The 12,040-nt window shown below is 70.1% G+C and carries 12 protein-coding genes; 4 read left to right on the plus strand and 8 right to left on the minus strand.

The features are described 5' to 3' along the window. Positions 1-68: 68 nt before the first annotated feature. The 4 genes from D451_RS0100155 to D451_RS0100170 all read right to left on the minus strand — a co-directional run bounded on the left by D451_RS0100155 (position 69) and on the right by D451_RS0100170 (position 3,133). Positions 69-959 (minus strand): amidohydrolase family protein, encoded by an 891-nt coding sequence (locus D451_RS0100155; RefSeq protein ID WP_017532982.1) that lies wholly within the window; start codon positions 957-959, stop codon positions 69-71. 83 nt (positions 960-1,042) lie between these two features. Continuing rightward, positions 1,043-1,684, minus strand: a complete 642-nt coding sequence (locus D451_RS0100160; protein WP_017532983.1) for a hypothetical protein — start codon at positions 1,682-1,684, stop codon at positions 1,043-1,045. Between the two features lie 61 nt (positions 1,685-1,745). Further along, entirely contained in the window at positions 1,746-2,585 is an 840-nt protein-coding gene (locus tag D451_RS0100165) for a DMT family transporter (RefSeq protein ID WP_017532984.1), read from the minus strand. 71 nt (positions 2,586-2,656) lie between these two features. Beyond that, on the minus strand, positions 2,657-3,133 hold the full coding sequence (locus tag D451_RS0100170) for an Lrp/AsnC family transcriptional regulator (protein WP_014910270.1): 477 nt from the start codon (positions 3,131-3,133) through the stop codon (positions 2,657-2,659). 188 nt (positions 3,134-3,321) lie between these two features. Here D451_RS0100170 and D451_RS0100175 point away from each other — a divergent pair, with 188 nt between their 5' ends. Next, positions 3,322-4,629: an MFS transporter gene (locus tag D451_RS0100175; RefSeq protein WP_014908300.1), complete on the plus strand. Its 1,308-nt coding sequence runs from the start codon at positions 3,322-3,324 to the stop codon at positions 4,627-4,629. A gap of 523 nt (positions 4,630-5,152) precedes the next feature. Then, positions 5,153-6,442 (plus strand): MFS transporter, encoded by a 1,290-nt coding sequence (locus D451_RS0100180; protein WP_017532985.1) that lies wholly within the window; start codon positions 5,153-5,155, stop codon positions 6,440-6,442. Between the two features lie 4 nt (positions 6,443-6,446). On the opposite strand, the gene D451_RS0100185 is transcribed toward D451_RS0100180, so the two are convergent. Further along, the gene (locus D451_RS0100185; RefSeq protein WP_017532986.1) at positions 6,447-7,037 is read right to left on the minus strand and encodes a fasciclin domain-containing protein; all 591 of its coding nucleotides are present in this window, start codon (positions 7,035-7,037) and stop codon (positions 6,447-6,449) included. Positions 7,038-7,311: 274 nt separating this feature from the next. Here D451_RS0100185 and D451_RS0100190 point away from each other — a divergent pair, with 274 nt between their 5' ends. Further along, complete coding sequence (locus D451_RS0100190; protein ID WP_017532987.1) at positions 7,312-8,904, plus strand: OmpA family protein; 1,593 nt, start codon at positions 7,312-7,314, stop codon at positions 8,902-8,904. A gap of 65 nt (positions 8,905-8,969) precedes the next feature. Here D451_RS0100190 and D451_RS0100195 read toward each other — a convergent pair whose 3' ends face one another. Continuing rightward, positions 8,970-9,758, minus strand: a complete 789-nt coding sequence (locus tag D451_RS0100195) for an SDR family NAD(P)-dependent oxidoreductase (protein WP_017532988.1) — start codon at positions 9,756-9,758, stop codon at positions 8,970-8,972. 137 nt (positions 9,759-9,895) lie between these two features. Here D451_RS0100195 and D451_RS0100200 point away from each other — a divergent pair, with 137 nt between their 5' ends. Next, the gene (locus D451_RS0100200; protein WP_237449945.1) at positions 9,896-10,549 is read left to right on the plus strand and encodes a TetR/AcrR family transcriptional regulator; all 654 of its coding nucleotides are present in this window, start codon (positions 9,896-9,898) and stop codon (positions 10,547-10,549) included. Here the strand turns inward: D451_RS0100200 and D451_RS0100205 are convergent. Together D451_RS0100205 and D451_RS0100210 are read right to left on the minus strand one after the other, a co-directional pair. Then, positions 10,546-11,148, minus strand: a complete 603-nt coding sequence (locus D451_RS0100205) for a mismatch-specific DNA-glycosylase (RefSeq protein WP_017532990.1) — start codon at positions 11,146-11,148, stop codon at positions 10,546-10,548. The genes D451_RS0100200 and D451_RS0100205 overlap by 4 nt on opposite strands. A gap of 14 nt (positions 11,149-11,162) precedes the next feature. Further along, the gene (locus D451_RS0100210; RefSeq protein WP_014911397.1) at positions 11,163-11,852 is read right to left on the minus strand and encodes a hypothetical protein; all 690 of its coding nucleotides are present in this window, start codon (positions 11,850-11,852) and stop codon (positions 11,163-11,165) included. Positions 11,853-12,040: the final 188 nt, after the last annotated feature.

A 12,040-nucleotide genomic window follows, 5' to 3' on the forward strand; every position in this document is an offset into this window, starting at 1 on the left:
CCCTCTCTCCTTGGACGACGTCGTTGCGAACGTGGACGGATGATGGTTCTCGGGCCGGCGGGCCGGTCTCAGATCCCGAACAGGGCGGCGGCGTTGTCGTGCAGGACGCCGCGCAACCGTTCGGGCCCCAGATCGAGCGCGATCAGGGAACGGATCTGCTCGACGTAGGCGTAGGGGATGTTCGGGAAGTCCGTCCCCAGCAGGACCCGGTGGGAGAGGTCCCGCAGCCGGGGGAGTTCGGCGCGGGGGAAGGGGGCCGAGCGTTCGGTGTAGGGCGTGAACGCCATGGTGGTGTCCAGGCGTACCTGCTCGTACCGCTCGACCAGGTCGAGGAAGGCGGAGTACTCCGGAGCCCCGGCGTGGGCGACGATCGCGGTCAGGCGGGGATGGTCGCGCAGAACCTCGGAGAAGGGGCCCGGGCCGGTGAACCTGCCGGGCAGCGGGCCCGAACCGCAGTGGACCACCACCGGGGTGCCGGAGTCGGCGAGGGCACCCCACACGTCGGAGAGCAGTGGATCGCGGGGGTCGTAGGCGCCCACCTGGAGGTGCGCCTTGAAGATCCGGGCCCCGGAGGCGATCTCCTCGGCCACGTAGGTCGCGGCGTCGGGCTCGGGGTAGAAGGTGGCGCTGCGCAGACAATCGGGGTGGTCGGCGGCGAACCCGGCGGACCAGGAGTTGAGCCATCGGGCCATGTCCGGACGGTGGGGGTAGGACAGCGCGGTGAAGCGTCGCACCCCCAGGTCGCGCAGGACCGCGAGACGTTCGTCCTGGTCGAACCGGTAGGTGATGGGCCACACGCCCTCGCCGAGGGCGTCGAAGTAGGCCCAGACCTTGCGCAGGACGTTGTCGGGCATGAAGTGCGTGTGCACGTCGACGAGGCCGGGGAGTCCGAGTTCGCGCTGGATACGGCGGACCTCGGCGGCTTCGCCCACTTCGTGCGGTGATGAGACTTCGGTCACAGGGCACACCCTACGCCGCCCCCGAGCCGGGTTCGGGGGCGGGTGGATCCGAGGGTGTGTCACCGGAGGACGCGGGCGGAGGCTCAGACCCCGTCGATGGAGGTCACGCCCAGGAACATGGTGATGAGAAAGCCGTTCTCCTCCCACTCGTCGGAGGGGCATGAGGCGCTGACCAGGAGCTCGGTGTCGTCGAACCACTGCGCCGCCGCGCGGACGGTGCGGTTCTCCCCGTCGCTGTCGAACGTGGCCAGCCTGGTCTCGAAATCGAAGGTCTCACCCGATTCCGCCATGAGGGAGAGGGGTTCGGTGGGCTCCTCGACCGGGGTGTCCCCGGTCTGCTCGGCGACGGTCGTCAGCAGCCGGTCCACGGTGTCGATCGGCTCGTGTCCCTCCTCGCCGGCCCGTGCCACCCCGGTGGTCCGGCTGTGCATGATGTCGCAGCCGGTGTCGTCCAGCGTGGACCGGTACAGGTCCTGATCGGCGTCGTAGGTGGTCGTCCACTCGGTGCTGTGCGGTACCAGCCACACCACCTCTCCGGCTTCGGACGCCTCGGGGGTGGTGGCGGAAGAGGTCGCCTCGGCCTCGGGGGAGGACTCGACCGGCTCGGCCGTGGGGGAGCCGTCGATCTGAGCGGGGGAGAGGGGCGGGAACGTGCAGCCGGTCAGGAGCAGGCCGGCGCCGACCGTCACGAGGAGGGCGGAGGGGAGGTGCCTGTGCGTCTTCATGTCCGGTGAGACCACCGACGACGGGCCCGCGCCTCTGAGTACTTCTACTCACCCTGTCCGTTCACAGGGCGAGCAGGAGGACCCCCGCGACCACCACGGCCGCGGCCAGGATCCGCACCGGACCGAAGCGTTCGCGGAAGAACACCAGGCCGATCAGGGCGGCGAAGACGATGCTGGACTCCCGCAGGGCGGCGATACCGGCGACGGCCCCCGACAGTTGGGCCCACAGCACCAGGCCGTAGGCGCCGGCGCTGACGGCGCCGCCCGTCAACCCGACCTTCCAGATGGGGCGCAGCTGCGCCACCAGTCTCCGCCGTCGGGTGGCGATCGCGACCAAGAGGAACACCGGTCCTTGAAGCATCATCACCCAGGTGATGTAGCCGAGCGGATTCTGGGTCAGTCGCACGCCGTAGGCGTCCACCACGGTGTAGCAGGCGATGGCCAGGCCGGTGGCGAAGGCCGCCGCGAGCGCGGGGACGTGGTGCCGCTTCGGCATACCGCCGGCGAACACCAGCACCATCAGACCCGCCGAGATCACCAGTACCCCGATGAACTCCCGAGGCGGCAGGGTCTCACCGAGGAACACCACCCCGATGAGGGCGACCACCCATGGGGCCGTCCCCCGGGCCAGCGGATACACCTGCCCGAAGTCGCCGGTCCGGTACGACAGCATCAACAGGCCGAGGTAGAGCAGATGGGTGAGGAGGGAGCCCAGCAGGATCGGCCAGGCCTCGACCGGCGGCAGGCCGACCACGAACAGGAACGGCAGGGTGGCGAGCATCCCGCCCGCTCCGATGAGGGCGAACCCCAGGAGACGGTCGGTGATGGAGTGCGCGATCGCGTTCCAGGAGGCGTGTAACAGGGCCGCGATCAGGACCGCGACGACGATCGGTGTGGTCATGGGGCCTTTCGAGCCGGGAGCGAGGACGCCGCAAGGCTAGTCCCCGCCGCTCGGAGCCCCATCGACCGGGGTCAACGCCTCCGTGTGTTGGTGGGGGTGACGCGGTGGTTGCGCAGATGTTCGTAGACGATCGACGCGCGCACGTCGGCGACCTCGGGTCGTTCGGTGAGACGGTCCACCATGAACGAGTACAGGCTGTTGTTGTCGGGGAGGGCCACGTGGACCAGGAAGTCCTCGTCGCCCGAGGTGACGAAGACCGACAGGGTCTCGGGCAGGGAGCCGACCCAGTCGCGGAAGGACTCGATGTTGTGGCGTGAGGGCTTCTCGACACTGACGGTGACGAGCGCCTGAACCGGCCGGCCGATCTCCTCCAGGTCCACGTCCAACAGTGCGCCGCGGATCACACCCTTCTCCCGCAATGCCCGGGTCCGATCCAGCGTCGTGGTGGGGGAGGCGCCCACCGCCGCGGCCACGTCGCGGTTGGTCTTCCGTGCGTCCGACTGGAGTTCGGCCAGAATCGCCGCATCAAGTTCATCAAGATCAGCCATATAGGGAGTTTACACGTACTTAATACGGTGCTTTGTTTTCTGGTCCGGCGTGTGCATAACATCTAAGGGAAAAGGTCGTATTTGGCTCGCCAGGGGGAGAACCTCACCTGGCAGGCACCGTCGCCCGCCGGTCGGCCCAGCAACGGTGCGATGACGCACCACCGCACAACAAAGGGACGTCCGTCACCATGAGACCTTCCTCTGTCGCGGCCGACACCGACCGACCGTCGGTGCGCCCTGAACCCCGGGGCCGGGTCCTGGCCCTGGTCGCGATCGTCTGCGCGGCGCTCAACCTGCGCCTCGTCGTCACCTCCCTGTCGCCCCTGTTGACCACGGTGGGCGACGAGTTCGGCTTCGCCGCCACCGTCATCGGTGTCTTCGGCACCCTGCCCCTGGTCGCCTTCGCGATCTTCGGGCTGATCACACCGGCGATCATGCGCCTGCTGGGCCCCGAGGCCACGGCGGCGCTGAGCATGCTGCTCACCGGGGTGGGCCAGGTCCTGCGCGCCTTCGCGCCCGATACCGGAACCCTGCTCGCGCTCACCGGTGTCGCGCTCACCGGAGCCGCCTTGGGCAACGTCGTGCTGCCGCCGCTGATCGCGCAGTACTTCCCCGACCGTCTCGCCGCCCTGAGCACCGTCCAGATGGTCGCGATCCACCTCGGAGCGCTCTTCCCGCCCCTGGTCGCGATCCCGCTGGCCGAGCTCGCCGGTTGGCGGATCGCTCTCGGAGCGTGGGCGGGCATCGCCCTGATCGCCTCCCTCCTGTGGATCGCCCAGTGGGCCGGTCGCGGCCGTGGAGGAACCGGAAGCCGGACGGCCACCGCCACGGGAGGTCCGGCCCTGGCCCGACCGATCCTCCGGATCGGCATGGCCTGGCGGATGGCGTTGCTCTTCGGCATGGTCACCTGGAACGTCTTCACGCTCTTCACCTGGTTGCCCACCCTGTTGAGCGACGCCGGGCACAGTCCCGCCGCGGCCGGGAGCCTGGTCTCCCTGATGGTGGGCGCGAGCCTGATGTTCGGGCTGGTCGCGCCGACGATCACACTGCGCGCGGGCAACACCTTCCCGATCGTCGCCCTCGGTCTGGCCGGCTACGGCGTCGGTTACCTGGGCGTGGCCCTGGCGCCGGGGTTCGCCCCGTTGTGGGTGCTCTTCCTCGGTCTGGGCACCAGCCTGTTCGTGGTCACCATGACCATGATCAACGCCCGCAGCTCCACACCGCGAGGCGCCGCCGCCCTGTCCGGTTTCGTGCAGGGGGTGGGGAGCGGCATCGCCCTCGGCGGGCCGCTGCTGTTCGGACTGCTCGGCGAACTCACCGGTGGGTGGACCGCCTCCTACGTCCTGGTCGCCGGGGGATCGCTGCTGGTGGCGCTGGTCGTCGCCTACGTCGAGCGCACCCCGTGGACCATCGAGGCCGCCGCCGAGAGCGCACGTCCTCCGCGCGCCTCCCAGGAGCCCCGGACTGCCTTGGACCCGGTCCCCCTCCGCGGCTAGGTCGAAGGGTGTTCGTGCCGCTCGGCTTCGGGAACACGGGGATCGTGCTTCGAAAGGTCGCGTGAGGGGCACACGAAGAATACGGAACCCGGTGGTACGCGGTGCCCCGCCGGGTCGGAACACCCGAACACGGTCGGCGTGCCCTTTCGGGGCGGCCCGTCGTCGCGATCCGGGGGATCGAGGGAAGGGCCTCGGGTCACATCGCCGGTGACGTCACGCGTCGGTGGGCGGACGGGGACGGTACGTGTGCGCGCGGAGTCGTTCCGTGCGCCTGAGCGGCCGATAGTGGCCATTCGCCTGGAAAAGTCAGTCATACAGTCCGAGAACCTGGCAAGTGTCCACAATGTGCGCATAATGACGACATGAACACCCCGCCCTCCGACCCCTCCTCCGTGGCCCCCGTTCTCCGCCCCTGACGGTTCCACAGCGTTCGAGGCACCGGCGATGTGGGTGGAGCAGACCGATCAGTGGGTCCGAGCCCCTCTCCGGTACCCGACGGCCACATCACGGGAAGCCGCACGCCATGACCACGGACCGGCCACAGCCGTACCTGTCCCCAGGACAGCCGGAGGACGGGGAGGGCGCGACCACCCCGCTCATCAGGAACCAGGACTTCCAGGCCCTGTGGACCAGCCGCTTCCTCGCGGGGCTGGGCAAGGAGAGCGGTGAGGTCGCCTACCCGCTCCTCGTCCTCCTCCTGGCCGGATCGGCCTCTCAGGCCGGGGTGATCGGCGCCGTCCAGGTGGCCACCACCATGATCACGGCGGTGGTCGGCGGGGCTCTCGCCGACCGGGCCGACCGTCGCGCCATCCTTCTCTTCTGCGACCTGGGACGCCTCGTACTGTTGGTCTCCTTCGCGGGACTCCTCCTCGGCGGCGACGACGTCGGGGTGCCTCTGGTCATCGGAGTCGCGGCCGCCTCCTCCGCTTTGATGGGCGTCTCCAACCCCGTGGCGGTGGCCGCGATCAAACAGCTCGTGCCCGCCTCCCAGATGGCCGACGCCTCGGCACAGAACCAGATCCGTTTCTTCAGCACCACGGCGCTCGGAGCGCCCATCGCCGGTTCTCTCTTCGGCCTGGGGCGGGCCTTCCCGTTCGTCACCGAGGCCGTCTGCTACCTGCTGTCGGCCGCGCTCCTGCTCCGTATCCGCAGACCCATGCAGGCGTCCAGGGAACCCGAACGGGAACCGTGGAGCCCGCGCGAGACGGTGAGCGGCTTCGTCCTGCTCGCCCGGCACCCCGTACTCCGCCCGATGATCGGATGGATCGTCGGATTCAACATCGCCTTCGCTCAGGCGGGGGTCTTCCTCGCTCTCATCGCCACCGCGGACGAGCGCGGCGCCTCCCACCTGGTGGTCGGTCTGACCGTGTCGCTGGCCGGGATGGGCGGGCTGGTCGGCTCCCTGCTCGCCGGCCCGGTGGTGCGGCGGCTGAGCCCCACCCGGATCTTCCTGATCACCGCCTGGTCGGCGCCGGTCTGCGCGCTCGCGCTCGTCGCCGTCCCGGGAACGCTCCCCCTCGGCCTCATCGTGGCGGTGGTGTTCGCGTTGGTGCCCGGTGTCAACGCGGTCTTCTTCGGCTACGTCGCGGCCGCCGTCCCGGACGGCTACCAGGGGCGGGCCCTGGGGGCGGTGACGTTCATGTCCCTGCTGTCCCAGCCGATCGGCATCGTCGGGATCGGGGTGGTGTTCGACCACGCGGGCCCGGTGCCGGTGTTCCTGGTGATGGCCTCGGTATCGGCGTTGGCGGCCCTGTTCACCCTCGGCCCCACCATGCGCTCACTGCCCCCGCCGGAGGAACTCGTCGTCGCCTGACGGGTCAGGTGGGGATGAGGAGCATCCCCACCATGTGCACGGTGGCGTCGGTGGTGCGGACGTCCGCGCAGACCACCGGAGAGTAGCCCTCGATCGTGTACTCCCCGTCCTTCTCCGCGGTGCTGATCCGGTCTCCGCCGAAGGTGGGGAGGGAACCCTCGACCAGATCGCGGCTGCCGTACTCGCCCAGGGTCACGTGGTGGCCGATCAGGTAGGCCAGCAGGTCGGCGTCGTCGAAGAGCTCCCGTACCTGTTCCTCGGGGTAGATGTCGAAGGCGTCGTCGACGGGTGCGAACACCGTCATGTCGTCGATCTCGGCCAACTCCCGCTCCAACCCGCTCCGTTCCAGGGCGGAGGCGAGGCGGCTCAGTCCCGGGTTCTCGGCGACCGCGGTGAGGAAGGGCTGTTCGGCCATCGAGGCGAGACTGCCGGGGCCCTCGCTCGGGAGGTCGGCGCAGTCCGGTCCGAAGGCGGTGGACTCGACGGGGCCCTCCGAGGCCTCCCCGTTCTCTTCCGGCGCCTCGGTCCCACCGGAGCACGCGGTCAGAGCGAGGGCGATCACGACACCGCAGCCCGCCAGGGTGGTCCGACGCATCCGAGGCCCCTCACCGTCGCACGTCCTTCCGTCGTCGACCCATGACGTTACGTGCCCGACGTGGGAGGACGGGGCTTCGACGCGCCCCCCTTCACGGGGCGGAGAGGGACGACGGGTACCGTTTCCGGGCGGTATCGGCGAAGAATCTCCCATAGGGGTCGTCGCTGGCCAGGCCGGTGCCCGAAGCCCGTGACAGGGCACTATGGTCGGTTCGACCCCGCGAGTACAAGAGGATGTTTCCGGTACGTCCTCTCAATGATCGGAGTTCCCCCACATGGCGCGCAAGACGCCCCTCACCGTGGTCGCGCTCATGGTCTCGGGCAGCCTCCTGCTCAGCGGCTGCACCGTCGTGTCCGACTGGTGGTCCGAGACCTTCGGAGAAGCGTCCGGCCCGCCCGAGGTCAAGGAGGAGTTCCCCTACGTTCGTGAGGGACGCATCTTCCAGGACACCGGCCAGGACGCCGAGATGCGTTTCGCCATCACCGGCCTGGAGCGCACCGACGACTACACGGTCATGCACTACGAGGTCTCCTACCCGGACGACTTCTCCGGACCCAACCGGAACCTGAGCATGGCGCACACGCTGGTCGACCCCCTGACCGGCCGCGTGTACCGGCAGTTCCTCGACGACGAGGGCCTCAAGTACGGCTCGGAGAGCCCCAACGAGGACGGCCTGTACCCCGTGCACGACGGGGTCACCAACGAGTACACCCGCTACTTCCCCCGCCTGCCCGACGAGGTGTCCCAGGTGACCTTCGTCGGCAGCGGTCTGGGCGCCATGACCGGCATCCCGGTCCAGGACGTGGAGAACGAGCGCGAGGATCCGGAGGACCCCAACGGGCCGAAGCACCTCACGCTCGACGACCCGCCCCCGCGAGGCGAGAACCTCACCTTCGCCAATCGTCGGCCCGACGAGGACGCGGTCGCCGACGAGGGTTGGGTGCAGAGCTTCGTCGACTCCGAGATCGCCTCGACCACCCGTGACGGGGATCGGGAGATCATCTCCCTGCACTCCGACGTGATGTTCGAGTTCGACCGCTCGGATCTGACCGCCGACGCCGCGGACGTGGTCCGGCGCGCCGCCACCACGCTGGCCCGCAACGTCGACCCCGACGACCCCACGATCACCGTGGTCGGTCACACCGACGGCATCGGAAACGACTCCTACAACGACAACCTGTCGGTGGAGCGCGCCGAGAGCGTGCGCGACCTGCTCGCGGAGGAGCTCGGCACCGACTACAAGCTGGAGGTCGAGGGGCGCGGCAAGCGCGAGCCCATCGCCCGCGAGGGCGGCCCCGACGACGAGGAGGCCCGCGCCCGTAACCGTCGGGTGGAGTTCTCCTACGTCTTCAACCCGACGGTCGAGGCCACCGAGGACGAGGAGTACGACGACGACGGTCTGGGCGTGGCCCAGCGCAACGTCACCTGGCCCGCTCCTTACAGCGACGACCCGGGTTCCGTGGTCGCCGACGGGGAGAAGGACGGCATCCGGCTGGAGATCTACCCGCTCCGTCGGGACGGCGCCTACGTCATCGGCACCGTGGCGATGACCAACACCACCGATGAGCCGCTCGCCCCCGAGCTGGGCGGCAGCGAGACGGTGGCGGGCGGCCCCGAGCAGTTCAACAAGGGCACCCTGGGCGGCTTCCAGCTGTTCGAGCCGGAGAGCGGCCTGGTCCGTTACGTGGCCCAGATGGACTTCGGCGAGAACCGCTACAGCAGCTTCGCCGAGGAGGTGCACACGATCCAGCCCGGCAACACCCACGAGCTGGTCGCCGTCTTCCCGGCGCCTCCGGTGGACGTCGAGGAGCTGACGCTGCGCGCCGGACCGTTCGGCGAGTTCGAGGAGATCCCGGTCGAGTACTAGGAGCACAAGGAAAAAGGGGGCCTCGACATGATGTCGGCGGCCCCCTTCTCGTGTACCCGGGGCGGTCAGAAGTGGGTGCCGCCGTCGACGCGCAGTTCGGTCCCGGTCACGAAGGCGGCGTCGTCGGAGGCGAGCATGGCCACGATCGAGGCCACCCGGTCGGCCCCGGCGAAACCGCCGTCGCCGAGGGCGGGGGACAGCTTCGCGAACAGGCGCATGTCGGCGTCCTCGGGCAGTCCGGGGCCCCGGCTCAGTCCGCTGGCCCCGCTGCCGTCGGTCATGCCGCTGGAGACGGAGCCGGGCTGGACGGAGTTGAAGCGGATCCCGTCCCCGGCGTACTCGCTCGCCAGGGCGTGCGTCATGGACTGGATCCCGCCCTTGCTGGCGGCGTAGGCCGCCATGTACGGGTGGGCGAAGGCGGCGGAGGTGGAGCTGAAGTTGACCACGGCGGGGCCTCGGCCGCCTCGCAGCGCCGGTAGGGATTCGCGGATCACCAGGAAGGTGCCGACGAGGTTGATCCGCAGGATCCGTTCGAAGTCCTCGAGCGAGGTCTCCTCGGTGTGCGACGAGCGCAGGACGCCGGCCGCGTTGACCAGAGCGTCCAGTCCGCCGAGCGTGTCGACGGCGGAGCGCACCCCGGAGCGGACGGAGTCCTCGTCGGCGATGTCCATGACGAGGGTGGTCAGCCGGTCGACGGCGGTGCCGGCGCGGGCGAGCGTGTCCTTCAGTCCGGTCTCGCTCACGTCGGCGGCGACGACGGTGCCGCCCTCGTCGAGCAGGCGCAGCACCGTGGCCTGGCCGATACCCGAGCCGGCGCCGGTGACCAGGGCGCGTCGTCCTTCGAAGCGGTTCATGGCTTCCTCCACTCTTCCGGCGGTCGGGCCCTCTGTCCGGCCGCACGTGCGACGACTGCATACTATGCCTTGATGGCACAATGTGCCACAAATGCATGAAAGGTCACCCTGGCAGTGGTGGGCCTACCATGGCGGTGATGAACACCGAGAACCCACGAGAACGGGGCCGGCCCTCGCTCACCGAGCGACGCAAGGCCATGACCCAACTGGAGATCGCCCGTACGGCCGCGGAGCTGTTCACCGAACAAGGTGTCGACGGCACCACGGCGGAGGACATCGCCCGCGCCTCCGGGGTCTCTCCGCGCACCTTCTACCGCTACTTCCGCACGAAACAGGAGGCGGTCGCCCCTCTACTGGTCACCGGGGCCGATCGGTGGCGTGAACGGTTGGGCTCCTTCGAGCCAGGGGGGAACCCGGCCGAGGCGGTGGAACGCTCGATCCTCGCGGAGCTCACCCCCGAGAGCGCCGAGGAGACGGAGGAACTGGAGAGGGCGCGAGGGCTGGTCCGCGCGGCGCGGGACGACGTCTCCCTGCGCGCGGTCTGGCACCGGGTCAACCGGGAATCGGAGGTGCTCCTGGTGCCCGTGCTCGCCCGGCTGACCGGGCGGGAGGAGGACGACATCGTGCTGAGACTGGCCGCGGCGGCCGTCACCGACGCGGTACGGCTGTCGATCGAGGACTGGGCCGCCTCGGACGCTCCGGAGCGGGGCGGGGAAGGGCCCGCGGCGCGTGTCGCGCGCTGTCTACGGGCCCTGGACACGGGGTTGTGGGGCGCCCCGGCGGTCGGCTAGGAACGTCCTGTGGGGAGGGATCGGTCGGGCAGGCCCGCCGCGGCACGCAGCCGGCCGAACTCCTCCGCCAGCCCCTCGGGCGTCCAGTGCGCGTTGCGTCCGCTCGGGTTGGGCAGCACCCACAGCCGGGTCCCGCCGATCGTGGTCTCCTGAGGACCGACCTTCGCGCGCCGGTCCCCGAACCCCGCCCTGTACCCGGTGATCCCCAGGAAGGCCAGCCACCCCGGACGCAGTTCGAGGACCTTGCGGCGCAGCTCCTCGGCACCGCGGACGAACTCCTCGGGCTCCAGCTCGTCCGCACCCCGGGTGGCCCGGGCCACGAGGTTGGTGAAGCCCATCCCCAGCTCCGGAAGAGTGCCGTCCCGGTCGGGGGAGTAACGGCCCGGGGTGAACCCCGAGCGCGCCAGGGCCGGCCAGAACCGGTTACCGGGTGAGGCGAAGTGGTGCCCCCGGACCGCGCTGGTCAGCCCGGGGTTGAGCCCGCAGAACACCACCGGGAGCCCTTCCGAGAGGACGTCGGGCAGCAGGAGGTCGCGCCCGGCCTCCAGCTCGGCCCGACTCAGTCCGCCGACCCCGCGTACGGGCCCCTCCCGGTCCACTCCGGCCCCCTTCGTCAGTTACGGATCTGCCCGGCCGCCTGGAAGACGACACGCTCCAGGTCGCCCCGCTCGACGTCGTCGAAGTAGGCGATGGCGGTGACGTAGAAGTCGCCCGGCAGTTCCAGGTACAGGTGGCGGCTGGAACCGTCCACGGTGCCCACGTACTCCAGGTCGCCGCCGAGGTCGTCGGACTCCTCCGTGTGGTAGGTGTCGACGTCCACGTCGACGTCCACCTCCCAGTTCATCTCGGCCTCGGCTCCGGGCACCTGGACCAGGTCCGGGGAGGCGCTCGGGTCCGCGCCGGAGGTGAAGACGATGGTGAAGGAGGGGGTGCCCGGCTCGGTGCCGCCCTCGCTGAAGGTGCAGGAGAGCTGCTCGGCGTCCTCGAACCCGTCGATGGGCCCGCTCTCCTCGCTGAGGACCGGGCCGGGGGCCAGGTCTCCGACGATCTGGGCGGCGGAGGCCGCCTCACAGGACTCGGGGAGCCCGTAGGACGAGGCGTCCTGCTCCTCCTCGTCCTCCGCTTCGGGGCTCGGGGAGGCGCTCGCCTCCTCGTCCGGGGCGTCCGCGCCGTCCCCACTGGACAGACTCAGGTCCAGGTCGAGGTCGACCACGTCGCAGCCGACGAGTACGACACCGCCGATGACGACCGCGGCGACGGCCGTGCCCAGGCACGACAGGGGTGTGGACGGGATGAGGCGCATGGGTGGCTTTCGGTTCGGGGTGCGCCGTGCTCGTGTGAGGGGAGACGGCGGGGGACACAGGGAAACTTAGCAAGTCCCGCGTCCTCGGGGAGCCCGGACCTCTCCGCCCCCGGAGGCCCCGAGGATCGCCCGCCCGATACGAAGGGGCCGGCCCCGGGACGACCCGGGACCGGCCTCGACGAACGACG

The organism is Nocardiopsis alba DSM 43377, from assembly GCF_000341225.1.
Classification (GTDB): Bacteria; Actinomycetota; Actinomycetes; order Streptosporangiales; family Streptosporangiaceae; genus Nocardiopsis; species Nocardiopsis alba.